At 64.1% G+C, this 25,974-nt stretch carries 14 protein-coding genes; 9 read left to right on the top strand and 5 right to left on the bottom strand.

Annotated elements, in window-relative coordinates; translation table 11 throughout:
- Nucleotides 1–18 precede the first annotated feature (18 nt).
- Nucleotides 19–780 (bottom strand): WecB/TagA/CpsF family glycosyltransferase, encoded by a 762-nt coding sequence (locus AB9K35_RS10520; RefSeq protein WP_369925921.1) that lies wholly within the window; start codon nucleotides 778–780, stop codon nucleotides 19–21.
- Between the two features lie 202 nt (nucleotides 781–982).
- Between AB9K35_RS10520 and AB9K35_RS10515 the strand changes: the two genes are divergently transcribed.
- From AB9K35_RS10515 to AB9K35_RS10480, 8 genes are all read left to right on the top strand, one after another.
- Nucleotides 983–2,446, top strand: coding sequence for a hypothetical protein (locus tag AB9K35_RS10515; RefSeq protein WP_369925919.1), 1,464 nt, complete (start codon nucleotides 983–985; stop codon nucleotides 2,444–2,446).
- A gap of 261 nt (nucleotides 2,447–2,707) precedes the next feature.
- The gene (locus AB9K35_RS10510) at nucleotides 2,708–9,199 is read left to right on the top strand and encodes a beta-ketoacyl synthase N-terminal-like domain-containing protein (RefSeq protein WP_369926123.1); all 6,492 of its coding nucleotides are present in this window, start codon (nucleotides 2,708–2,710) and stop codon (nucleotides 9,197–9,199) included.
- 2 nt (nucleotides 9,200–9,201) lie between these two features.
- Nucleotides 9,202–10,218 (top strand): glycosyltransferase family 2 protein, encoded by a 1,017-nt coding sequence (locus AB9K35_RS10505; RefSeq protein ID WP_369925917.1) that lies wholly within the window; start codon nucleotides 9,202–9,204, stop codon nucleotides 10,216–10,218.
- Nucleotides 10,215–14,780 carry a MupA/Atu3671 family FMN-dependent luciferase-like monooxygenase gene (locus tag AB9K35_RS10500; protein ID WP_369925915.1) on the top strand — a complete coding sequence of 1,522 codons (4,566 nt, stop codon included), beginning with the start codon at nucleotides 10,215–10,217 and terminating at the stop codon, nucleotides 14,778–14,780. The genes AB9K35_RS10505 and AB9K35_RS10500 overlap by 4 nt, the downstream gene beginning before the upstream one ends.
- A complete protein-coding gene (locus tag AB9K35_RS10495) occupies nucleotides 14,777–15,466 on the top strand; it encodes a 4'-phosphopantetheinyl transferase (protein ID WP_369925913.1) in 690 nt (229 codons plus the stop codon). Before AB9K35_RS10500 ends, AB9K35_RS10495 begins: the two co-directional genes overlap by 4 nt.
- Entirely contained in the window at nucleotides 15,463–16,401 is a 939-nt protein-coding gene (locus AB9K35_RS10490; protein WP_369925911.1) for a hypothetical protein, read from the top strand. The genes AB9K35_RS10495 and AB9K35_RS10490 overlap by 4 nt, the downstream gene beginning before the upstream one ends.
- Complete coding sequence (locus AB9K35_RS10485) at nucleotides 16,398–18,917, top strand: hypothetical protein (RefSeq protein ID WP_369925909.1); 2,520 nt, start codon at nucleotides 16,398–16,400, stop codon at nucleotides 18,915–18,917. The genes AB9K35_RS10490 and AB9K35_RS10485 overlap by 4 nt, the downstream gene beginning before the upstream one ends.
- A complete protein-coding gene (locus AB9K35_RS10480) occupies nucleotides 18,914–19,774 on the top strand; it encodes a glycosyltransferase family 2 protein (protein WP_369925908.1) in 861 nt (286 codons plus the stop codon). The genes AB9K35_RS10485 and AB9K35_RS10480 overlap by 4 nt, the downstream gene beginning before the upstream one ends.
- Here AB9K35_RS10480 and AB9K35_RS10475 read toward each other — a convergent pair.
- The gene (locus AB9K35_RS10475; protein ID WP_369925906.1) at nucleotides 19,771–20,985 is read right to left on the bottom strand and encodes a glycosyltransferase; all 1,215 of its coding nucleotides are present in this window, start codon (nucleotides 20,983–20,985) and stop codon (nucleotides 19,771–19,773) included. The genes AB9K35_RS10480 and AB9K35_RS10475 overlap by 4 nt on opposite strands.
- A gap of 232 nt (nucleotides 20,986–21,217) precedes the next feature.
- On the opposite strand from AB9K35_RS10475, the gene AB9K35_RS10470 reads away from it, so the two are divergent.
- Nucleotides 21,218–22,615 (top strand): oligosaccharide flippase family protein, encoded by a 1,398-nt coding sequence (locus AB9K35_RS10470; RefSeq protein WP_369925904.1) that lies wholly within the window; start codon nucleotides 21,218–21,220, stop codon nucleotides 22,613–22,615.
- Here AB9K35_RS10470 and AB9K35_RS10465 read toward each other — a convergent pair whose 3' ends face one another.
- From AB9K35_RS10465 to AB9K35_RS10455, 3 genes are all read right to left on the bottom strand, one after another.
- Nucleotides 22,616–23,893 (bottom strand): DUF874 domain-containing protein, encoded by a 1,278-nt coding sequence (locus tag AB9K35_RS10465; protein ID WP_369925902.1) that lies wholly within the window; start codon nucleotides 23,891–23,893, stop codon nucleotides 22,616–22,618.
- A 126-nt stretch (nucleotides 23,894–24,019) separates the two neighbouring features.
- Complete coding sequence (locus tag AB9K35_RS10460; protein WP_369925900.1) at nucleotides 24,020–24,775, bottom strand: exopolysaccharide biosynthesis protein; 756 nt, start codon at nucleotides 24,773–24,775, stop codon at nucleotides 24,020–24,022.
- 373 nt (nucleotides 24,776–25,148) lie between these two features.
- Nucleotides 25,149–25,958 carry a sugar transferase gene (locus AB9K35_RS10455; protein ID WP_369925898.1) on the bottom strand — a complete coding sequence of 270 codons (810 nt, stop codon included), beginning with the start codon at nucleotides 25,956–25,958 and terminating at the stop codon, nucleotides 25,149–25,151.
- Between the last annotated feature and the right edge of the window lie 16 nt (nucleotides 25,959–25,974).

Below are 25,974 nucleotides of genomic sequence, written 5' to 3'. Positions count from 1 at the left end.
CGAGCTGACCAGGCCCTGTCAGGGGCGTTCTTGACGGCCAAGCGACGCGGCATGCAGCACTTGGCGCGGCAGGATCGCGAGGCATTTTCCATAGCGCGGCAGCAGTCGAACCGGATTGGACAAGGCACGCCAAAGCCATTCCATCGCAATGCTGCGCACCCAGGCTGGCGCGCGTTTTTGATGTCCTCCAAGGAAATCAAGCCCGGCACCGACCGAGGCAAATCCCACCCCCGGAGCCATTCTGCGGCCACGGCTGGCCAGTTGCTCTTGCCGCGGGGCGCCCAACGCCAGAAAACACAACTGCACGCCAGTTTCGGCCAGCCGATGCAGGATCTGGTCAGCCTCTGCCCCCTCGGGGTCGAAAGGCGCCGAGGGGGCCTGACACCAGGCAATATCCAGCCCCGGCACCGCCGCGATCAACGCCGCTTCGGCATCATGCAAAGCAGCTTCGGTGCTGCCCACCAGCGCAACTTTGGCGCCACTCTCAGCCGCGAGGCGGCACAGGGGAAGCACCATGTCGGAGCCCGGCATCAGCTCGACCGGGCGCCGCGCCAGTCGCGACATCCAGACGATCGGGCGCCCGTCCGCCACCACCAGATCCTGTGCCTGGTAGGCCGCCAGAAACCGCGGATCTGCAGCCAGTTTGACGATGTGATCGAGATTGATCGTCGCGAGCGCGAACCCGTGCCCCGCAGCAAACCGGGCACGGATCTCGGTCTCGAGACCGCTACGGTCCGGGATATTGACCGCAACACGGCGCCCGTCGAATTCGAAATACACGGTATCCCTCGCAGATAATATGACTTCGTCTTAGCCGCGTGGTGCCGTTCGGACCAGCCCCCCGCCTTCGGTCCCGGCCAGACCCGTTGCATTCCTGCAAACCATTTACCGGATGGTCGAAATCCCCGCGACACCCCGGATCGCAGCGGTTACATTCGACCGCGTAACGGAACCGCGTTCGTCAAGGAGGGCAAGACCGACGGTGCCCAATGCTGTGGCCTACATGATGCTGCTGGCCTGGCCGCTGGTCAGCCTGGTTCTGTTCCGGCGTCTGCCGCTGGAGCGGGCGATCCTGTGGTGCATCATCGCCGGCTACCTGCTGCTGCCCCCCGTGGCCGAGTTTGACCTGCCGCTGGTCCCGGACATGGACAAATTCGCGATTCCGTCGATCATGGCCTTCGGGCTCTGCACCTTCATGCTGCGTCGGCCCGTGCCGCTTTTGCCGCGCCACCCGGCAGCGCTGGTGCTGGTCTTGCTGTTTGTCTTCGGCGTCATTCCCACGGTGCTCACCAACGGTGAGCCGATGCTGTTTCACAAGATCGCCAATGCCGACCCGATTCTGATTCTCAACCATCAATTGCCGGGCCTGCGCTGGCGCGACGTTGGATCCGTGATGATCAATCAGGTGATCGTGTTGATGCCGTTCCTGATCGCTCGGCGTTACCTGTCCACACCGGAGGCCCATCGAGACCTGTTGCTGGCGCTGGTGTTGGGCGCGCTGGCCTACTCCATCCCGGCCTTGTTCGAGATCCGCTTCAGCCCGCAGACAAACGTCTGGGTCTACGGCTTTTTCCAGCATGATTTCAGCCAGATGATCCGAATGGGCGGCTACCGCCCGATTGTCTTTCTGCCGCATGCGCTGTGGCTGGCCTTCTTTGTCGCCACCGCGCTGATGGCCGCCGCCGCACTGGCCCGCACCGCCACCGCAGAGCGCCGCTGGCGACTGGGGCTGGTCTGCGGCTACCTGTTTCTGCTGCTCATCGGCTGCAAGAGCCTCGCGTCACTGGCCTACGGGCTCGTCTTCACGCCGGTGGTGGCCTTTGCGCCGCTGCGCTGGCAGCTACGGATGGCGCTGGTACTCGGGTTGATCGCGGTGATCTACCCGATGCTGCGCAACGCCGGACTGATACCCACCGATGACGTCGTGGCCTATTTCGAAACCATCAGCGTTGACCGGGCCCATTCCCTGGGCTTCCGCTTCGACAATGAGGCACAGCTGCTGGCGCGTGCGGCGGAAAAGCCATGGTTCGGCTGGGGCGGCTGGGGCCGCAACCTGATCCTCCACGAGGAGAGCGGCGAGATCCTGTCCATTCCAGATGGGCGCTGGATCATCGTCTTCGGCACCTTCGGTTGGCTAGGATACATTGCCGAAATGGGCCTTTTGGCATTGCCGCTGGTTTTGCTGGCCTGGGCCGCACGCAAGACGTCCGTGCAAAGCTTTTCGCCCTATGCGGCACCGATCGCCCTGATCCTGGCGGCCACGCTGGTGGACATGCTGTTGAACGCGACGTTGATACCGGTCACCTGGATGTGCGCGGGCGCGGTGCTGGGCTACGCGGAACGGTTGATCTATCCGGGCCTGTTCCGCGAAAGACCCGCCTTGTTCGGTGGCATCCAGGCGATGTCGAGTGAAACCAGTGCCCCAACGAAACGCAGCGTGATATGATGCCCTATTCTTACCGCTATTCTCGCGGAAAAGACACAATGCCACCATAGGCTGGCCCGATGGATTGACGAAGGTGACGTGGAACCGGTCTCTCCCGTGACGCGGATGGGGAAACTGCCGCACGCAGCTGACCCAGCGACCGGCTGAGGCTGGCACGTCGGATTGACCCGCGCGACGGGCTGCCATTCAAACCGGAAAGCGGTGGGGCAGCGGGTCGCCACGCAAGTTTTTGTAAGGCCGTAGGGGCAGATAGTGACGATATTGGATAGAAAATCAGCAGCCGCAGGCGCCGCGGCCGGTGATATTGCGATAGTCGGCCTTTCAGTGGACGTGCCCGGTGCACCAAGCGCGGACGTGTTCTGGCAAAACTTGCGCGACGGCCTGGAAGCGATCGAGCAGCTGGACCGCGAAACCCTGCTTGCCAATGGAGAGCGCCCTGCAACCCTGGCAGATCCGAATTACGTACCCGCCGCGGCACGGCTGAAGGGGTTTGACGAGTTCGACGCCGAGTTCTTTGGCTTCAGCCCCAGGGAAGCAGCCATCCTCGACCCTCAGCATCGAAAGTTCCTTGAGGTGGCCTGGGGCGCCATGGAAAACGCAGGCCATCCGCCTGAAACCATCTCCGGCCCGATCGGCGTCTATGCCGGCTGTGGAATGGGCAGCTATTTCTACTTCAACATCTGCTCGAACCCCGACCTGGTCGATGACGTTGGCATGTTTCTGCTCCGTCATACGGGCAACGACAAGGATTTCCTGACCACCCGCGTCAGCCATGTGTTCGATCTGAAAGGCCCGTCAGTCAACGTTCAGACCGCCTGCTCCACCTCGCTGGTGGCCGTGCATTACGCCTGCAAGGCCCTGCGAGAAGGCGACTGCGACATGGCGTTGGCGGGCGGTGTCACCATCGAACTGCCCCATGGCCGCGGCTACGTCTACAAAGAGAACGAAATCCTCAGCCCGGACGGTCATTGCCACGCCTTCGATCATCGCGCGCAAGGTACGGTCTTTGGCTCCGGAGCCGGGATTGTGGCTCTGCGGCGGCTCGAAGATGCCATTGCCGACGGCGACCACATCTGGGCCGTCATCAAGGGATCGGCCATCAACAATGACGGCTCGGACAAGGCCGGCTACCTGGCACCTTCGGTCGGCGGGCAAGCTGCCGCGGTTCGCAACGCGTTGCAGGCAGCAAATACCCCGGCGGAGACCATTGATTACGTCGAATGCCACGGCACCGGCACCTATCTGGGCGACCCGATCGAGGTCACGGCACTGACCGAAGCATTCCGGGCCTCCACCGAGGCGCGCGGGTACTGCCGGATCGGTTCGGTCAAGACCAACATCGGCCACCTCGATACCGCCGCAGGCGTGGCCAGCCTGACCAAGACAGCCCTAGCGCTGCACCACAAGGAGATCCCGCCTTCGCTGGGATATGAGGCACCGAACCCGGCGATTGATTTCGAGAACTCGCCTTTCAAGGTGAATGCCAGCCTAAGCCCCTGGACCTCCCACAAGGGGCCAAGGCGCGCCGGGGTGAACTCCCTGGGCGTCGGCGGCACCAACGCCCATGTCATCCTGGAGGAAGCCCCCGAGCGGTTGCCGTCGGAGGAGAGTGATTTTCCGTTTCAGATCCTCTGCGTTTCAGGCCAGTCCAAGGCAGCACTGGAGGCAAATACGGTGGCCTTGGCGGACTATCTGGAGGCCCACCCCGAAGCGGACCTGGCAGATGTCGCCTTCACGCTGAAACAAGGTCGTCGAGGTTTTGCAAAACGGCGGGTGCTGGTGGCCGAAACCCCGGCTGAGGCCGCGCGCCTGCTGCGCGAAAACGATCCGCGCAAGGTGTTCACGCATGACCGACTGGGCGATGCCCCGCAAGTGGTCTTCATGTTTCCCGGTGGCGGCGCGCAATATGCCGGGATGGCTCGCGACCTTTACGAGACGGAGCCGGTTTTCGCTGAATGGATGGACCGGGGGCTGGACCACCTGCAAAAGCAGCTCGACTATGACATCCGCGCTATCTGGCTACCCGAAGAGGGTGGCGAAGAGGCTGCAAATGCGCGTCTGCAGCAGCCCTCCGTCCAGCTGCCGTTGATCATGCTCGTCGAATACGCATTGGCACAGCTGTGGATCAGCTGGGGTGTTCGGCCCGCGGCATTGGTCGGACATTCCATGGGGGAGAATACCGCGGCCTGTCTGGCGGGCGTCATCTCCTTTGAAGACTGCATCGACCTGGTGCTTCTGCGCGGACGGTTGTTCGATACGGTGCCAAAGGGCGGCATGCTGTCGATCGCGCTACCGCTGGTCGAGGTGGAAGCCCTGATCGGGGACGAGTTGGACATCGCAAGCGTCAACGCCCCTGCCCTCACCGCTGTGTCCGGCCCACAGGCGGCGCTCGACAGGCTGGCCGCCGAACTGGTGGCCCGAGAGATCGAACATCAGCGCATCGCCATCGATATCGCCGCCCACTCGCGCATGCTGGACGGCATTCTGGAGACCTATGGTAACTTCCTGCGGGGGCTTACCCTCTCCGCACCGCAGCTGCCGGTGATCTCCAACCGCACCGGTGCGGAGCTGACCGCAGAGCAGGCCATGAGCGCCGACTACTGGGTCGACCAGCTGCGCAACACGGTGCGCTTTGGTGATTGCATCACCCAGCTCGCCAAGACGCCCGGCCGTGTGTTTCTCGAGGTTGGCCCCGGCAAGGCGTTGAGCGCGCTGGCGCAGATGGCGCCGGAGGTCAAGCAAGGCCAGGTACTCAGCTCGCTGCGCCACCCGGCGCAACAGGTCATGGATGATGCCTATTTCTTTGGCGTCATCGGTCGCCTCTGGGCTTGCGGGGTCGAGGCCGACTGGGAACAGATATGGGGCGAAGCCCGGCGCAACCGGTTGCCGCTACCCACCTACGCCTTCCAACGGCGGCGCTATTTCATCGAGCCGGGTCAACCGGCAACCAGCGAGGACCCGGCCCCAAAGCGGCACGACGACCTGTCCAATTGGGGGTACCGCCCGGCTTGGCGTCCCCGGCTGGCAGACTGCGCGCTTGATGTCGAACGGGAGCTGAACGAAGAACTCCACAACTGGCTCATTTTCGAAGATGACTGCGGTCAGGCCGCGGCGGTGGGCGCCCGCCTGTCCGCCGCCGGTCACACCGTGACGCGGGTGCGGGCGGGCGATACCTACGCCAGGCTGGCCCCCGATCTGTTTGTATTGCCGCCCGAGCAAGGCCGCGTGGCCTATGGCGCGCTGCTGGGCGATCTGGCTGCCGAAGGTCTGTTACCCGACCGAATTGCCCATTTCTGGTTGGTCACCGAAGCCGAGACTTACCGTCCCGGCTCGTCGTTCTTTGATCGCAACCTGGAAATGGGGTTCCACGGCCTGACCGCCCTGGCGCAGGAACTGGGCAACATCGATTTGCCCGCTCCCGTGCACCTCACCGTCTTCACGACCGGGGCCGCGCAAGTCCGTGGTGAACCGTTGCTTTACCCGGAAAAGGCAATGATCGCAGGCCCGCTCGGAGTGATCCCGCGGGAGCTGCCCGGGGTGAGCTGCGCCAGCGTGGACATCGAGCTGCTGCCGCGCACCATGGGGCTGTCAGACCGTTTGAAGCGGCGCAAGCCAGCCAAGGCCAACCTCGCCGACCGCCTGCTGGAAGAACTCATGGCCACACCGGCCAATGCCACCGTCGCATGGCGCGGTGACAAACGTCTGGAGTTGAGCTGGCGTCCGCAGTCGCTGACGGCCCCGTCTGTGCCCCCGTTCAAATCCGGTGGACACTACCTGATCACCGGCGGGTATGGCGGCATCGGCCTGACGATTGCAGCCCACCTGATGCAAACATACGGCGCCAAGGTCACCTTGATCTCGCGCGACGGCTTGCCGCCCCGCGACAGCTGGAATCGCTACCTCGCCAGCCATAGCCCGGCCAACCGCACGGCAAGACGCGTTCGCGCGGTGATGGATCTGGAGGCGAAGAACGGGAACCCGGTGCTGCCACTGGCCGCTGACGTATGCAACAGCGGGGAACTTGAGGCCGCGCGACAGGCGGCAGAGGCCGAGAACGGCCCGCTAACCGGCGTCATTCACGCCGCTGGCGTCATCGAGGACGCTCCGCTGCTGGCCAAGGATGAAGACAGCATCGCAAGTGTGCTAGCCCCGAAGGTCAGCGGCTTGCGGGCGTTGGACACGGTCTTTCCGGACGGCAGCCTGGACCTCATGCTGCTGTTTTCATCCTCCTCCACCGCAACCCGGCCGGCAGGGCAAGTGGATTACATTGCCGCCAACGAATACCTCAACGCCTGGGCACGCCACCGCGCCAACGGGCGGACCCGTGTCGTCGCCATCGACTGGGGCGTCTGGGCTGACACGGGCATGGCCGCAGCAGCACTCAAGACACGGAACGCCGAGCCCGAAGCCGCCCAACCTGTCCCCTGTGCGCAACCGCTTCTGCAACAGCAGGGGTTTGACAGCAACGGCAACCGGGTCTTCCTGCCCACCTTCGACACCGGTCATTGGATTTTGAACGACCACCGCACTGCCGCGGGCACAGCACTCCTGCCCGGAACGGGTCACGTGGAGATCGCCGCCGAGGTCATGCGGGCGCTGGAAACTGGCGAAGCATTTGAAATCCGCGATCTGTACTTCCTGCGTCCCCTGGTGGTCGCAGACGAGCAGCCAAAGCAAACATTGATTAAGCTCGAAGCTAATGAAAATGGTTATGAACTGTTTGTTTACTCTGCCTGTTCAGGTGGTTACCATCTAAACAGTCAGGCAATGCTGGCCTTTGCGACGGCGGCAGAACGCCCCGTCGCGCTCGATATTTCAGACATCCTGTCCCGCTGCCCTCACGTGCAGAGCCCGCAAGACGGTCGTCTGCGCTCCCCGCAGGAACGGCATCTTCGCTTCGGGCCTCGCTGGCATGTGCTGCAATCCGCCGCGCTGGGTGCGGGGGAAGGGCTCGCCCGGTTGCGGCTGCCTGAAGTCGCGCAAGACGACAACATGCTGCTGCATCCTGCACTGCTGGATCTGGCGACCGGCTGGGCAATGGACCTGATCCCCGGCTACCGCGCAAACGCCTTGTGGGTCCCCGTCTCCTACAAGCGGATTCGCGTGCATGCTGCCCTCGGCCATGATGTCTACAGCCACGCGCGGCTCCACGACGCGCCCGGAGACGGCGCTGCCGCATTTGACATCACGCTGACGGATCCCGATGGCAACGTGCTGGTGGAGGTTGAGGGCTTTCGCATCCAACGTTTGGTCGGCGGCTTTGAAGCGACAGCCGCAAGCACCAAACCTGATGCCACAGCCGAGCAGCTGAAACTTTCGCCGGTACGTGATGCAACGCCTCTCTCGGCAGAGGAGCGCCGCCTCCATCTCAACATCGAGAATGGCATTCGTGCCGAAGAAGGCGGCGAGGCCCTAGAACGTGCACTGGGCTGCGCCATTTCCGCGGACCTGCCGCAAGTGGTGGTCTCCTCGCTGGAGCTGCCTGCACTGATTGCGCAAGCGGATCGCCCGGCTCCGCTCCCGTCTCAAGACGCACAAAGCTTTGAGCGCCCCCAGCTTGAGACCGATTACATCGCCCCGCGCAACCCGGTGGAACAGAAGCTGGCGGACCTGTTTGCCTCACTCCTGGGGGTTTCGGAGGTCGGAATCGAGGACAGTTTCTTCGATCTCGGCGGCCACTCGCTGATTGCGGTTCGATTGTTCGCCCAGGTGAAACGCCAGTTCGACGTGGAGTTCCCCTTGTCGGTCCTGTTCGAGGCCCCGAGCGTCGCCGCGCTGTCAGACCGCATCATCGCGCGCCGCGGCGGAGGCATTGCCGCGGAGCCGGGCGACAGCCCGCAAGACGCCACAGAGCAGCCGCAGTATACCCACCTCGTGCAGCTGCACCCCGGTGACGGCACCGGTCGGCGCCCCTTCTTTCTGGTCGCGGGCATGTTCGGCAACGTTTTGAACCTGCGCCATCTGGCGTTGCTGGTCGGTCGGGATCGACCGGTCTACGGTCTGCAGGCCAAGGGGCTTGTCGGCGACGACGCCCCGCATGACCGGGTCGAAGACGCGGCCCGCAGCTGCCTGGCGGAAATCCATCAGCTCCAACCCGAAGGCCCCTACCTGCTGGGCGGGTTTTCGGGTGGTGGCATCACCGCCTACGAAATGGCTCAGCAACTGGAAATCGATGGTCAGGAAACCGCAGCCCTGATCCTCCTGGACACCCCTCTCCCTGTCCGCCCCGCGCTTAAACCGGCTGACAAGGCCCTGATCAAGCTGGCCGAATTGCGAAAACAGGGACCCCGCTTCCTGCTGGACTGGGCAAAAAACCGTATTGCCTGGGAAGTCCAGAAGCGCCGGGCCGAACCCGTCGACAACAGCGACTTGCCCGAATTCAACAACCGCCGGATCGAACGCGCTTTCCGTGCTGCGGTTGAAGCTTACACCTTGCGGAACTGGAACGGGCCGATGACCCTGTTCCGCCCGCCCCTTGACCGCAAGTGGCAGGTCACCGGCGGCAATTGGGTCAGCGCCGAGCGTGAGTATGTCTTTGAGGACAACGACTGGACCCGATGGGCGCCAAAGGTCGAGGTTGTCGAAGTACCAGGGGATCATGACAGCATGGTATTGGTGCCGAATGTCACAGTGCTTGCGGCGGGCGTGAAGGCTCGTCTGGATGCTGCCGATGCGCGGGCGGTTCAGGCCAAACAGGCAGCGCACAGCGCAATTGTGCAAACCGCACCCAGCCGGACACAGGCCGCGGAGTGAGCATGGCAGACAGCGCACGCATACTGACGATCCTGTTGAATTTCCGAACACCGGAGATGACCCTGCGCGCCGCCGAGGCCGCGCTGGCCGAGATGCGCGCGTTGCCGGGCGAACTTTTGATCATCGACAACGGCTCGGATGATGGCTCTTTCGAGCAGATCAGGAGCGCTGCGCATGAAAGGGGCTGGCTGGAGGATGGCAAACTGCGTCTCCTGGCCTCGCCCGTGAACGGTGGCTTTGGCGCGGGCATGAACCTAGGTTTCAAAACCGGCCTGTCAGATGGCTCGGCGCCGGAGTTCTACTATCTCCTGAACTCGGATGCCTTCGTGCAGGGTGACACCATCCGACGGTTGCGCGACTTTCTTCAACGCTCTCCCGGTGCCGGGCTGGTCGGTTCTTACGTGCAGGGTACCGATGGCACCCCGCATCGCACTGCCTTTCGCTTTCCCTCCATCGCTGGCGAGTTCGAGGCCAGCATCTGCACTGGCATCTTTACCCGGCTGCTGCGCCCCTGGGTGGTCGCCATGGAGATACCGCAACAGGAAACCCAGGTGGACTGGACCGCCGGAGCCAGCCTGATGATCCGCCGCGAGGTGATCGAGGACATCGGGGGCTTTGACGAACGGTTCTTTCTCTATTTCGAGGAAACCGACCTCTGCCACCGCGCCGCCCGCGCGGGCTGGCGTACACACTACCTGCCGGACAGCCGGATCGAACATGTCGGCTCGGCCTCCACCGGGATGAAGGCCTGGCAACGCACGCCCGGCTACTGGTTCGACTCGCGGCGGCATTATTTTACCAAGACCCACGGCCGCGCCTATGCGCTGCTGGCAACACTGGCACAGGCGGCCGGGCGCAGCCTGTACGCACTGCGCTGCGTGCTGAGCGGTCGAAAACGCCCCGGCCCGCCGTACTTCCTGCGCGACCTGCTGCGCCATGAGCTGCGCGCCAGCCTGCGCCCTTCCGCCGACCCTGCTGAAACGCGCCCGACCCCTCCGCTTGTGAAGGAGCCGAAATGACCCCTTTTTCCGCTGTCGTCATTGGCAATGAATCGCTGCTGATCGGCTGTGCCGACACTTTGCTGGCGCGCGGCCACCGGATTGATGCGGTGGTCTCGCAGGATGCCGACATCCGCCGCTGGGCTGCCGACAAGGGGCTGGCGCTGCTCAAGCACCCGCAGGACATCACGGGCGGCTATGACTGGCTGCTGTCGATTGCAAATCTGACGATGATCCCCGACGCCGTTCTGGCTGGCGCTACGCGCGGGGCGGTGAATTTCCATGACGGACCATTGCCTGCCTACGCAGGCCTCAACACCCCGAACTGGGCGCTGATCACCGGCGAGCCGCAGCACGGCATCACCTGGCACCTGATGACCCGCGGTGCCGACGAGGGCGACATCCTGGCCCAGCGGAATTTCGATGTGGCAGAGGATGAAACCGCCTTCAGCCTGAACTCCAAATGCTATGCTGCGGCGATGGACAGCTTCCCCGAGGTTCTGGCGCAGCTGGAAAGCGGCGACCTGAACCGCCAGCCGCAGGATCTGAACCAGCGGCGTTACTTCGCGCGCGCCGACCGTCCGGCGGCGGGTGGGCTGCTGGATTTCACCCGCCCCGCGGCTGAGCTGGCCCGACTGGTGCGGGCGCTGGACATGGGCGGTTACTGGAACCCCATGTGCATCGCCAAACTGCGTCTCGGCGATCAGCTGTTGCTGGCAGGCACCGCGCAGCTAGCCGAAGGCACGGCAGCGCCCGGCACGGTCCTGGCCGTCTCGAAGGACAGTTTGACAGTTGCCACCACCGAGGGCGCGGTGCAGCTATCGCGGCTGACCACACCGGCCAGGCTGGCGGTGGACGTCCGCACGCTGTGCGACATCGGCACGACTTTGCCCGGCGTCGCCTCCGACGAGGCTGCCCGGATCTCCGAAGCCCTCGCCGCCGCCCAACAGGGCGAGCCGCACTGGCGCAAGCGGCTCGCGGCGATGCAACCGCTTCAACTGCCGCTGGCCTCGGACACAGGGAACACGGGAACCACCCGCCGCAGCCTGCCACTGCCCGCCGGGCTTGACGCTTCCACCGCCGCAGCTGCGGTGCTGGCATGGGCCCTGCTGGGAACGGCCGAGGAGCGCGGCGATGTGGCGCTGGCCACCTCCGTGGCGCAGGGCGCGACCGGGTTTGTCTCTGACTGGGTGCCGTTGCAGGCCCGGCGCGAGGACACCGTGCAGACACTGCTGGACCGCACCAGGCAAGAGATTGACACGGCACGGAAATACGGTGGCTTTGCCAGCGATCTGATCGCCCGCGCGCCGGAAATCACGGCGCAGCCGATGCCTGCCATCGGCCTGTCATTGGAAGGAAACGTCCCGCTGGTCGGCTGCGCGGTAACGGTTGCGCTGGCGGGCGGCGAATTGGTGCTGCACTGTGACGACAGCCGAGTGGACGCCCGCGTCGCGGACCTGCTGGCAGCGCGGCTGGACCTGCTCCTGCAGACCTTCGCCGAGGGGGTCGAAGGTCCGGTTGCCGCCCTGTCGGCGCTGCCCGATGCCGAACGCCGGATGCTGCTGGAGGACTGGAACAACACGGCCTGCGACTATGACGCCGCGCAAACTGTCCACGCGGCGTTTGAAGCGCAGGCCGCCAAAACGCCGGATGCCACCGCACTGGTTTTTGAGGACCGAACCTACACCTACGCCGAGGTCAATGCCCGCGCCAACGCCATTGCCGCGCGGCTGCAAGCTATGGGCGTGCAGCCCGGCGCCCATGTCGGCATCTACATTCGCCGCAGCGCCGAGCTCGTCTTTGCCGCGCTAGGGGTGCTCAAGGCGGGTGGTGCCTACGTGCCGCTGGACCCGGCCTATCCGGCCGACCGCATCGCCCATTACATTCTGGACAGCCAGGCGCAGGTGATCATCACCCAGGCTGCGCTGAGCGCCAGCCTGCCCGCATCAGACGCGAAGGTGCTGGAGGTCGAGAGCGTTACCGATCCGGTGACGGAAAACATTGACGGCGGCGCGGCGGGTAGTGATCTGGCCTATCTGATCTATACCTCCGGCTCCACCGGCACGCCCAAGGGAGTGATGGTCAGTCACGCCAATGTGGCGAATTTCTTTGCCGGGATGGATCAGCGCATTCCGCACAAGCCCGGCGATGCCTGGCTGGCAGTGACCAGCCTCAGCTTCGACATCTCGGTGCTGGAGCTGTTCTGGACTCTGTCGCGCGGGTTGAAGCTGGTGCTGTCCAGCGACGAAAGCCGGTTGGAGCTGTCGCGCGGCCCGGTGGCACGGTCGGACCGCCGAATGGATTTCAACCTGTTCTACTGGGGCAATGACGACGGGCCGGGGCCGCAGAAATACAACCTGCTGCTGGAGGGCGCCAAATTCGCCGACCAGCATGGCTTTAACGCGGTCTGGACGCCAGAGCGGCACTTTCACGCCTTTGGCGGCCCCTACCCCAACCCGGCCGTTACCGGCGCGGCCGTGGCCGCGGTCACGCAGAACATCGGCGTGCGCGGCGGCTCCTGCGTCGCTCCGCTGCACCACCCGGCCCGCATTGCCGAGGAATGGGCGGTGATCGACAACCTGACGGCAGGGCGCGCAGGGATCGGCTTTGCCTCTGGCTGGCAGCCGGATGATTTCATCCTGCGCCCGGAGAACACCCCGCCCGCCAACAAGCCTGCGCTGTTCAATGCCATCGAAACCGTACGCAAGCTGTGGCGCGGCGAGGAGGTCGCCTTTCCGCGCAAGGACGGCAGCGAACATGCCGTCATCACCCAGCCGCGGCCGGTCTCTGCCGAACTCCCGGTCTGGGTTACCACCGCCGGCAACCCCGACACCTGGCGCGAGGCCGGGTCGATCGGCGCCAATGTGCTCACCCACCTTTTGGGGCAGAGCATCGAAGAAGTCGCGGGCAAAATCCGTATCTACCACGACGCGCTGCGCGAGGCGGGCCATGATCCGGCGGATTTCAAGGTCACGCTGATGCTGCACAGCTATCTGGCCGAAACCCGCGCGCAGGCCCGACAGGTGGCGCGGGAGCCGATGAAGGACTACCTGCGCTCCGCCGCCGGGCTGATCAAGCAATACGCCTGGGCCTTCCCGGCCTTCAAGCGGCCCGAGGGCGTGAACAATCCGTTCGAGATGGACCTCGGCTCCCTCTCCGAGGCCGAGATGGACGCAATCCTCGACTTTGCGTTTGAGCGCTACTTCGAGGACTCCGGGTTGTTCGGCACCGTGCAGGACGCCTGCCAACGGGTTGAGGCGCTGAAGCGCATCGGAGTCAATGAAATCGCCTGCCTGATCGACTACGGCATCGCCCCCGACGTGGTGCTGGAGGGCCTGAAGCCGCTGGCCGAAATTCTCCGCCTCAGCAACGCGCCGCAGGCACTGGCAGCAGATGACTTCTCCCTGGCGGCGCAGATCGTGCGGCACGGGGTGAGACACATGCAATGCACACCGTCAATGGCCCGGATGATTGCGGAGGACGCGAACGCGAGCGCCTGCCTGGGTCAATTGCTGCACCTGCTGGTCGGCGGCGAGGCGCTGCCCGGCGATCTGGTGCAGGCGCTGCGCGCGTCGACCGGCGCCGTGCTGCACAATATGTACGGGCCGACCGAGACGACGATCTGGTCCACCGTCAGTCGCATTGATTCCGTGCCGCGGGGGACCGCCAGCATCGGCACCCCGATCGCCAATACACAGGTTTACGTGCTGGACGATACCCAGCAGCCGGTGCCCCTCGGCGCTGTTGGAGAATTGTATATCGGCGGCGCGGGCGTGACAGCGGGCTACTGGCAGCGTGACAAGCTGACCGCCGAGCGCTTTGTCACCGCAGACTTCGCCGAAGGCCGGCTGTACCGAACCGGTGATCTGGTGCGCTGGACCCCGGACGGTCAGCTCGCGTTCCTCGGGCGTTCCGATCATCAGGTCAAGATTCGGGGCCAGCGGATCGAATTGGGCGAAATCGAGGCCGCCCTCGCGGCCCAACCGGGCGTCACCGGTGCAGTCGTCGTACCACGCGGCGGCAGCGGGGCCGAACAACTGGTCGGCTATGTCACCGCAGCGCAGCCGGTTGATGAAGCCGCCGTGAAACAGGCACTCGCCGCACGGCTGGCGGAGGCCATGGTGCCTGCCCGCATCGTCACGCTTGAGGCTTTCCCGCTGACGCCAAACAAGAAAATAGACCGAAAGGCACTGCCCGACCCGCAGCCCCATCGACTGCAAGCGGTGGCGGCCGAGCCCCTCAGAGGTGACTTGCAAGCCAAGATCGCGGCGGTCTGGTGCCGCTTGCTCGGCATTGCCAACATCGGTGCGGCAGACAACTTCTTCGAGTTGGGTGGCCATTCGTTGCTGGCTGTGCAGGCACACCGGGAGCTGCGCGATACCCTCGGGCTGACCACGCTATCGATCACCGACATCTTCCGGTTTCCCACGCTGTCCAGTTTGGCGAACCACGCCGAAGGGATTGCAGGGGGCACAGAAAAAGCCGAAGAACAAGCGACAGGTACCAGCGCCGCCCCGGACCGCAGCGACACGATGTCCAAGCGCCGGGCCATGCGCGCCAATCGTAGGACAAGGACCGGATGACGGCAGCCAATACCAGACTGGCAGAACGGCTGGCCCTGCTAAGGCCGCTGCTGGCCGAGGACGTGGCCCTGGCCGGGGCGGATCCGCTGGCCAACCCGCCCGCCCCCTTGCCCGAAGAGGTCGCCTGCCTATCGCCGAACGCGGTGCGCAAACGGCGTGACGAGTTTGCCGCCGGGCGTGCCGCTGCCCATCAGGCGATCTGCAAGCTGGGCCTTCCCTTGCAGCCGGTTCCAGTCGGCCCCGACCGCGCGCCCGTCTGGCCGGAAGGAGTGACAGGTTCGATCAGTCACACGCAGAGCTGTGCCATGGCGGTATTGGCGCGCAATGACGCCGTGCAGGGGCTGGGCATAGATCTGGAAGAAGATACGCCACTGAAAAACGATCTGCTGCCCGCGATCTGCATCCCGCGCGAACGCGACTGGCTGCGGCAGCAGGACCATGCCGGTCAATTGGCCAAGCTGATTTTCTCGGCCAAGGAAGCCGCCTACAAGGCCCAGTATTCACTAAGCCGGGCCTACTACGGATTTGATGGAATGGAATTGGATATCGACCTGTCCGCCGGCTCTTTTCAAGCCGTTTTCACCGCCGCACGACCACCGTTTGCGCGGGGCGAGGCCGTCCCCGGACGCTTTGTCATCGGCGCGGGGCTCATCATGACAGTGGCGGAAGTCCGGGGGCGCTCATGATGGCGCGCCGCGGGTTCATCGCCCTGTCGGCAGCTGTCGCGGCCCTGGGGCTGGCCGGTTTTGCCACCCGAAGTCGCCCGGTTCCGGTACCGCCACCACTCCCGAAACCGGAGGCGCCGCTGACTGTCTTTCACCTTGGCCATTCGCTGGTCGGCGCGGATATGCCATATATGCTGGCACAGCTGGCACCCGATGGGCACGGCTATAACAGCCAGCAGGGTTCCGGCACATCACTTCGCGGTCATTGGGAGCCTGACGAGCCGATCCTCGACTTCGAAACCGCCAATCAGGCCCCGGCCTTCCGGGATGCCCGTGAAGCGGTCGCCTCGGGCGATTATGATGCGGTCGTGCTGACCGAGATGGTCGAACTGCGCGATGCGCTCAAGTATTTCGATGCGGCCAAGTATTTCGAAAAATGGGTCGATCTGGCCAGCAACGCGTCTCCTGCGCCGCAACTGTTCCTGTATGAGACCTGGCACAAGTTGGATGACCCCGACGGCTGGTTGGAGCGGATCGATGGCGACCTGGAGCGGCTCTGGATCCGTGAACTGACGGGCCGGGCCAGTCGGCGGCACCCGGATCAGCCAGTGTATCTGATCCCCGGCGGACAGGTTTTGGCCGCCGTTGCCCGCGCCGCTGAAAACGGAAATATCCCCGGGCTCGACTCACGTGAAGCACTCTTTGCACGGACCCCGGACGGGGCCCTGGATACCATCCACATCAATGATCTGGGGACGTATGTCGTGGCATTGACCCATTTCGCGGTGCTGTACCAACGCAGCCCCGAAGGCCTGCCCCACCAACTGACGCGCGCTGATGGCACGCCCGCTCAGGCGTTGCCCGCCGATGCGGCGCTCCGCGTGCAGCAGATCGTCTGGCAGGTGGTCACCGCGCTGCCACGTACCGGTCTCGGCGCTGAGGCACGCGACGCATGAAACTGGAAGCGCTGATCTCGTCCGTGGTGATGATCGGCCATTCGTTGTTCGGGCCGGACAACCCGCCAATGCTGGAACAGCTTCTGGCGGCTGGCGGCCAGCCTGCCACTGTGGAAGCGCAGATCATCAATGGCGCGCCGTTAAGCTACAACTGGCAGCACAGCGGTGACGGAGAGGGAGTAGACGCCCGCTCGCGGCTGGAACGCGCGGCCGATGCCGTCATCGTGACCGAAGCAATCCCTTTGGCCAACCACCTGAAGTGGAGCGACACCGAGGGCGCGGTGACCCGCTTCTACGAACTGGCGAGGCATTCCAACCCGGAAGTGGATTTCTACCTGCAAGAAACGTGGCACAGTCTCAACAGTGGCACTGAGACCCCGGTACCCTTTGATGAAGGTGCCGACACACCCTGGCGTGAGCGGCTGGAACAGGACCTGCCGCGGTGGCAGGCGGTTGTGGATGCGGTTAACGCCCGCACCGACGGTACGGTACGGCTGTTGCCCGCAGGCCAGGCAATGGCGCGGTTGGATGATGCGATCCGGGCAGGCACGGTGCCGGGCCTTGATAGCATCGCCGACGTTTTTGCCGACGACATCCACCCCAATGCCACCGGTTTCTACTTCCTCGCTTTGCTGCAGTACGCGGTGCTGACCGGACAAGACCCCAGTGGGCTACCGCACCAATTGAAGGACCGCTGGGGCAATCCCTACCCGGCCCCCTCTCCGGCGCTGGCCGCCCGATTGCAAGCCATCGCCTGGGCGGCGGCCCAAGGGCAGCAGATACGCACCGCCGCTCTACCAAACGAACCGGCTGCGCTGCCGCAGGAGCCGACACTGCCTGCGCTCAATGACAACATTACCCCCTTGCCTGCTGCCGCGAAGACACCGGCCGCAGACGGGGTCTTGCGGCAGCCGATCGCCGTTACCCTTGCAGGCGTCGCCGACTGGAGCACCCAGGCGCCGTTTCTGGACCATTTCAAGACCGCACGCCCCTGGATCGGCCACCTGCCCGGCCAATGGGGCGGTGTTACCCATGCGGATCTGCAAGCGGCCGGTTATCTCGACGACAATGGCTGGCCCACCGCGATCCCGCCGGAACTGGGATCAATCGGAACAGTCATCCTGACCGACCTGCCCGAGGACGCGCACGCGCTTGCCGGACGCTATGTGCTGCGCTTTGACGGCGAAGGCATTGTCGAGGTTTCGGGCCGCGCCAGCAATGTACGATACGGCAAAGGCGAGGTGCGCTTTGACTTTACCCCCGGTCCCGGGCCCGTCTCGATCCTGATCCAGCGCACTGACCGGGACGGCGACTACGTGCGCAATATCACCGTCGTACGGGAAGAGCATCTTGGAGCTCATGACAGCGGCAAGCTGTTCAATCCGTTGTGGCTGGACCGGTTGGACGGGTTTGACGCCCTGCGGATGATGAACTGGATGGCCACCAACAACTCGGAACAGACCGGCTGGGAAGATCGCCCGCGGCGACAGGATTACACTTGGGCGCAGAAGGGTGTTCCGGTTGAGGTGATGCTGGAACTGGCCAACACGCTCGGTGCCGATCCGTGGTTTTCAATGCCGCACATGGCCGACGACAGCTATGTCCGCCAGTTTGCGAGGCTGGTGAATGAGGGGTTGGACGAGGATCTGCGTGCCTATGTCGAATACTCGAACGAAGTCTGGAACTGGCAGTTTGAACAAGCCACATGGGCGGACACGCAGGCCAAGGCCCGCTGGGGGGGGGGAAACCTGTGGATGCAATTCTATGGCGGTCGCGCCGCCGAGGTGGCGCAGATCTGGAGCGATGTATTCGGCGACAACTCTGAGCGGCTCGTGCGGGTGGTCGCAACCCAGACCGGCTGGCTGGGACTGGAGGAACAGGTGCTGACAGCGCCACTGTGGCAAGCGGAAGACCCCGCGCGCCAAGCCCCTGCCGCCTATTTCGACGCATACGCCGTGACCGGCTATTTCGGCGGGATCCTCGGAACCCGCGACCGCGCGGGGCAGCTGCGCGCCTGGATCGCCGACAGCCGCGCACAGGCCCGCGCGGTCGCCGCCAACCGTGGCCTGACCGGGGAGGCCGCTAAAGAATTTGTAGAGGGACACCGCTATGACGCCGCCAGCGCCCAGGCGGCGGCAGAATTGCGCGACGGGCTGATCTCGGGCGATGCCAGCGACACGCTCTCAGACCTGATAGAGCGGGTGTTGCCCTATCACGCGCGCGTGGCGAGGAAGCATGACCTGGACCTGATCATGTATGAAGGCGGCACACATGTAGTCGGTATCGGTCCGGTGGTGGATGACCCTGAAATCACGGATTTCTTCATCCACTTCAACTACACCGAAGAAATGGGCACATTGTACCGGGATCTGCTCAACGGCTGGTCCGAGGCAGGCGGCAGCCTTTTCAACGTCTTTGTCGACGTGAGCGCCCCGGGCAAATGGGGCAGTTGGGGGGCGCTGCGCACGCTCAGCGACAGCAACCCGCGCTGGGACGTTATCGAGGCGGCAAAGTGAGCGTGCTGGTTTCGGTGCTGATACCCGCCCATAACGAGGCAGGCTATATCGGCTCCTGCCTTGATGCCGTGTTTGCCTCGGATCCCCTTCCCGGCAATGCCGAGGGCGAAGTTCTGGTTCTCGCCAACGGTTGCTCGGATGAGACTGCCGCGCAGGCAAGGGCCGTGCAGCCACCAGAAGGGTGGAAACTGAAGGTGCTGGAACAAGCCGAGGGTAGCAAGCTGGGTGCCCTGAATGTCGGCGATGCGGCGGCACGCGGCGATGTGTTGGTCTATCTGGACGCGGATGTCACCGTCTCGCCACAGCTGATCCCGCAATTGACAGCGGCACTGACGGCTGGCCCGAGCGCTGCGGCAAACCGGTGCGTCCCGCGGTATGCGAGTGGCAGCCCGCAAGTGCCGCGAGCCCAAAGCGCGATTACCCGCGCCTATGCAAGGATCTGGACGCAGCTACCGTTCTTCACCAATGGGGTTCCGGGGTTCGGCATATTTGCCATGAGCCGCGCCGGGCGGCAGCGTTGGGAAGACTGGCCGGACATCATTGCCGACGACATCTTCGCCCGCCTCAATTTCGCGCCGACCGAACGTATTCGCGTTCCAGCAACCTACAATTGGCCGATGGTCGAAGGCTTGCGCAACTTGATCCGGGTGCGACGGCGGCAGAACGCAGGTGTAGCGGAAATTGGCCAACGCCATCCAAACCTCGCCAAGAACGAGGACAAACCCCGACCCGCAAAGGCCGATCTCCTGCGGCTCATGGCGACGGACCCGGCAGGATTTGTCGTCTATGCGCTGGTCGCGGCGGCGGTCAAAACACCACTGTTCGCATCAAGCAAACGCTGGACCCGAGGCCGCTAGTCCCGGGTCTTGATCGCCTCCTGAAAACAGCGGGCAAGCCGCGCCGCCTCGGTCGAGCTGTCATGCCGCTCCAGTACCCGCGCGCGCCCCGCCTGGCCCATCGCCCAGCGTCTGTCCGGCGCGGTCCGCTCCAACGCCTCAATCGCTGCGACCAATGCGGTGACGTCACCGGCCGGGACCAGCCAGCCGGTCTCGCCGGGCCGGACCAGTTCCGGCGTCCCGGCGATGTAGGTTGCGATCACCGGACGTGCCGCCGCCATCGCCTCCATCACCACCATCGGCAAACCTTCAGCAAAGGATGGCATGACAAGCGCATGTGCCCGGTCGAGTTCGCGGCGCACACCACTTTCTGGCAACCAGCCCGTCAGGGTGACATGGCGCTCCAGTCCGAACCGGGTGATCGCAGTTTCTAGGGCCCCGCGCATCTCGCCGTCGCCGATGAGCGTCAGATGAACCTCTGGCATTCGTCGCACCAGTTCCGACAGGGCGTGGATCAGCACCATCTGCCCTTTTTGTTCCACGAACCGCCCGATCGCCACCAGGTGCAAGGGCCCATCCGGAGGCTGTACCACCTCGCGCCAGCGGTCCGGCTCGATCCCGCAATGGACAACTTTCAGGCTGTCCCACTTGCCAAAGTCGGCCCAGCGGCTCAACTGGCTTTTGCCAAAACTGCTGACCGCCACGGTAAAGGCAGCACGGTTGATCTTTTCCCCCAGCGACAAGGTCCGCGGGGCGTCGAACTCCTCGGGGCCGTGCACGGTGAAACTGTAACTCACCCCGCCCAGCGCCTCGGCCAGCATTGCAACCGCCGCAGCATTGGTGCCGAAATGCGCATGCATGTGCTGCACACCCTCCTCAGCGCAACGCTCCTTCACATGGGCGGCCTCAACCAGGTAGATAAGGTGCCGCAGCAGCCCCCGGTCCGAGGCCCGCGCCAGTTTGGCCGCCAGGGCCATTGCCCGCAGGAAGCGCCGCGGCGAAGCTGCGAACGCGCGTACCGACGCTGCCAACAACGGCAAGATGCCCGCCTTCAGCACATATTCCGTCCGCGCGCCCTCGGCCTGGTCACCCGGATCAGCCAGCGGCATTGTCGTCGGCCGCATCGCAAGGCGCAAAACCGTGACGCCCTGCGCCTCCAACGCATGCAATTCCCGGCGGATGAAACTGTGCGAAGGCTGTGGGTAGGTATTTAGAATATAGCCAATTTTCAACGCGGTGCTTCCCACAAGGTCAGTGATCACCGGAACACTAACCGCGCCGACAGCACTTGCCCAGCATCGACGCAGAGATGTTTGGTCCACGTTGAGAATGCAGCACAGGCACCGGATCGTGACAGTATTTCAACGTGCTGAGCGACATTCGACGGTAACGCCGCTCTGACGATTGACGCTGTTCATGCTGCTGCATAGCGTGCGGCATCGGGCGGTAGGCAACGGAGTGATCATGCAGCGGGTCGCGGCGCTATTTGCAGGACAGGGAATGATGGCGCGTGTCTTGCGCTCCGCCTCGTGGCTGATGATCGGCTATGGCGGCAGCCAGGCCTTGCGGCTGGCGTCGAATCTTATCCTGACACGTATCCTGTTCCCCGAAGCCTTCGGGCTGATGGCCCTGGTCTCGGTGGTGACGGTGGGATTGTCGCTGTTTTCCGACGTCGGCGTAGGCTTGTCCATTGCCCAAAGCAAACGTGGGGACGAGCCGGATTTTCTCGATACCGCCTGGACCATCCAGGTCATACGCGGCTTCTTTCTGTGGCTGATGACTGGGCTGCTGGCCTGGCCAGTGGCGCAGTTCTACGATGCGCCAGCGCTGGCGCTTTATCTGCCGATTGCCGGAGCCGGGCTGGCGCTGGCCGGCTTTCACCCGACGCGGGTTGAAACCGCGCTGCGCCATCTGCACGCAGGCCGTGTCACCGCACTGGATCTGGGCGCGCAGGTGGTCGGCCTTGCCGCCATGATCCTTCTGGCGCTGGCGATGCAGTCGGTGCTGGCGCTTGTCATTGGCGGGGTGATACAGGCAGCCGCCAAGCTCGCGCTGTATCACATTGGCCTGCCGGGGCGTGGCAACCGGTTCCGCTGGGAAAAAACCGCCGTGCAGGAGCTGATCCGCTTCGGCAAATGGATCTTCCTGTCTACCGCCTTCTGGTTCCTGACCTCGCAAGGGGATCGGGCGATACTCGGGCGTTTTGTCCCCTTGGAAGTGCTGGGGCTCTACAACATCGGCTATTTCCTGGCGAGCTTCCCGATGCAGCTGGGCCACGCCGTGAACCAGCGCCTGATGATCCCGGTCTATCGCGACAAACCTGCCGATGCCGCGCCGGAGAACCGCCGTCGGCAACGCCAACTGCGCTTTGGTCTGACGGGGGCAATTCTGTCCTTGTTGCTGGTGATGGCCTGGATTGGCCCCTGGCTGGCAGGGCTACTCTATGACGACCGCTATGCGGCGGCAGGGCCGATGATTGTTCTGATCGCCTTGGCGCTCGCGCCCGCCGTGATCACGATGACCTACGATCAGGCTGCCTTGGCTGCGGGCGATAGCCGCGGGTTCTTTGTCTTCTCAGCCACACGTGCCTGTTTGCAAACGGGGATGTTCCTGGCGGCCGTCACCACGCTTGGGTTGGGCGGTGGTATCGCGGCGCTGGCGGTCTCGGTGTTGGCGGCCTACCCCGTGCTCGTACTTCTGGCACAGCGCCACCACGTCTGGGACCCGCTGCATGATCTGGTGTTCTTCACGCTATGTGTTCTCTTTGGGGGCGGTGCCCTGCATTGGCACTGGCCGGAGATCAGTACCATGTTCGACCAGGTGCATTTGCTTCAGGGCATGACATCCATTGGCGCAAACTGATCAGCCTGCGGCCCTGGATCGACGCCACGGCAACAGGCGCAGCAGCAGGCCGCCTATTCCCCTGCGACGGGGGGCGGTTTCCATCATCGGGATCGACACCACGGGCAATAGCCCGGTTTCCCGTTGCATCTGCGCTGCCGTGCGCAACACCGGATGGCGCAGTTCCAGTACAAAGGCCACCGCGAACGCCAGGAAAAGGCTGGCCGCAGCCCCGATCAGCGCCTTGTTCTTGCGTGAGCCCGTCACCGGGTAATCGGGCAAGGGGGCGGGTTCGAGGATAGTCAGGCGCTCCGCCTGCCGCCCGGTTTCAAGGCGGAAGCCGACTTCCGCTTCGTTGCGGCGCGCTGTCATCCGCGCCAATTCCGCCTGCAGCTGTTCCATCCGCCGGTCATAGGCCCCCAGTTGACGCTCCACCTCGGGCGTGGTCTGCAGCGACTCCTCCAAGGCGGCTTTGCGCTGGCTCAGCAATGCTTCCTGTGCATCCAGCGTCTTCAACTTCTGCTCGAATTCAGCAAGCATCCGCCGCGCTGTGGCGGGACGTTCCTCGGCCTGGGCCTGGTCTGCCGCCCGTCGAATCTCGATCCGTTCGCGGGCAATTTCCAGCAAGCCCTGGTTCATCGTGGCGATTTCCTCGCGGCGAAACTCGATGGTGCCCGGCAAGGCGACTTCGTGCTCGAGCCGATAGGCCGCGATCTCATCTTCCAGCGCAGCAATCTGTTCGCTGAGCGCGGCCTCTTTTTCGGCAAAGAAATTCAGCGTCTCGCGCGCCTGGGCAATCCGGCTTGCCTGGCTCAGTTCGATGGTGCGGCGACCGAATTCCCGAGCTACCTGCTGGGCCTGTTTGGCTGTGGGCATGCGGGCAGTGATGGTCAGCACCGAAATGGTACCATCGTCAGAGAACCCTTCGCGCGCGGCCGCAACCCCTGTAATCCGCACCGAGTGGCGCAGCATGGCAACCTTCTGCAAAGGTGTCAGCGATGGCTGGTCCGCGTAGAGGCCGAATTTTTCGATGATTTCCAACACCGTTCCACGCGCCATCAGCCGCTGTTCAATCAACTGCATGCGCCGCGCCGAGGAGCCTTCCACGGTGGATTTGGCCAGTTCACCGGCGATCTGCGGCCGGGCAATCTGCAGCACCTCAGCTGTCTCGTATTCATGCTGCTGACTCGCCGCGAACCACAGGGACACCAGGCAGCCGAGGACAAACACCCGAAAGATGATGGACAGCCTGCGCCGCACCATGTCCACAAAATCGGCAAACGAGTAAATCGGCCCCATCTGTCTGCTCTCTTGTTGCGGGCCACTGCGGCCCGGCCCCTTCCACGGCGGTATTGAACTGCGCCTTATCACACGCATTCACCACGGCGACAGGACCATGGCAACCGGGCAAAACTAAGGCGAGGATTAGTCCAGCGGCATCTCTGAACGCTGTGCACGGTTCAGAACAACCCCAAGAAGCTGGGTATGTCCGGCGAGCATCTTCTCGCAAGCGGCCAAATGGGCGGCGGTGGTAGCCGTGCCGTCCGAGATCAACAACACCGCGTCGACCTGGGGCAGGAAGGCCACCGTGTCGTCATGCTCCAGCACCGGCGGCAGGTCAAACAGCGCCGTGTGCGCACCGCTACTCTGCATCATCTCATCGATCGCGGCGGCACAATTGGCGCCGTGCAACAACTCGGCCGCGTTCTGGTCCGGCACGTCATTGGCACCGACAGCCAAGGATGGCAGCGGACGCACCAGCTGCTCTTCCATTCGGGTCGCGCCCGACAGGAAGCTCGCCAGTCCGCCGTTTTCCCCGGACCCGGTTGGTGTGGCCAGCCCCATGGCCGCGGCGACACCGGGATGACGAAAGTTCATATCCATCAGGATGGTGCGCCGCCCCGGCACTCTCGCCAGGCTAAGCGCCAGGTTGACGGCGGAAAAGGTTGTTCCGCAACCGGACAACGGCGCCGTCACCGCGACCCGACGCCAGCCGCGATCTTTCAGCGTATGCAGCAAGCGGGTGCGCAGAAGATCGAACGACTTTGCTGCGGCTGACTCACGTTGGTTGCAGACCAGGCGCAGCGATCTGTCGCTTGCCCCCGGCGAACCGCTTCCCGAGAAACTGACCTGACGGATCTGATCCCAAGGTTCCGGCAGCGCCACCGGCGGCGTTGTCAAGATCGGCGCAGCTGCAATGGACGCCGAAGGCGGCGCAGGGGGATCTGCCGATATCGACGGCTCGTCTGTCGGCACCGGCCGGGCCTGAGCCTCTTGCTTTACGCTGGCCGGGTGCCCGGTTTGGTCATGCGCAGGCGCCTGCTTAAATGCAGGTTCGCCATTCGGCGCGCCTCGGTCAGAGGCGTGCTCAACCGCCAGAGCGCGGCGGCGGCGAAATCGCTTGAAGCCTTGCTCACTCATACTGGTGTCCGTTTTCTCCGTTTAGGTTCGGCATGATGGCTGGACCCCGTGAATGATGCGCCAGTTCAGGGGGGCTGACAACCGGGCGGCTGGCACATGTCCGCCCGCTACAGCGCATTGTCGCAGACGCAGGTTAATAACCTGTCCCCTTTACGACCACAGCCAGCGTGCGCCAGATCAAACCGACATCTCGCTGCAGAGCGACCTCTCGCAGGTATTGACTGTCCGCCTGAGCCCGGCAGGAGAACCCGGCCTCGTTGCGCACTGAGACCTGCCAGACACCGGTGATGCCGGGCCGCAGCGCAAAATAAGCCTGTGCATCGCCGTATAATCCCAACTGGTTGGGCATCATCGGCCGCGGACCAACCAGGCTCATGTCGCCGGTAAGCACGTTCCACAGCTGAGGCAGCTCGTCCAGCGACGTGGCCCGCAACAGCCGTCCAACCCGTGTGATCCGCGGGTCATTCTTCAATTTCTGGGTCTGCTCCCATTCCTGCCGCAGTGCCGGATCCTCGCGGAGGTATTGCTGCAACAGCTGATCCGCATCACGCACCATGGTGCGCAGTTTCAGGATGCGAAACGTGCGGCCGGCACGACCCAGACGCGGCTGCGTGTAAAACGGGCGTCCGCTTTCAATCCAGAGAGCAAGAGCGCAGAGAGCAATTATCGGCAACACCACAGGCAAGCTCAGCAAGACCAGGCTTACGTCCAGCAAACGTTTGCCGACTGCGGCGTAGGTCCCGTTCGCCAGTCCACCGTGAGCACGCTTCCCACTTGCACGGGCCGTTGCGCCCAAGGCAGCATTGATATTGGCCGGTTGAACCGGCAGCGCCCGCCTGACACGTGCGGCGTTCGCGCCCTGCAGCTCAAAACGTGCTAAAGCCAGCCCTGCGCCACCAGAAATCATGTACTTCATACCGTACCCCTGCTTCTCCAGCCGCATTGCAACTGGACCGCTG

The sequence above is a fragment of the Leisingera sp. XS_AS12 genome, assembly GCF_041224635.1.
Taxonomy (GTDB): Bacteria; Pseudomonadota; Alphaproteobacteria; order Rhodobacterales; family Rhodobacteraceae; genus Leisingera.
This window is presented reverse-complemented; position numbering and strand designations above follow the sequence as displayed.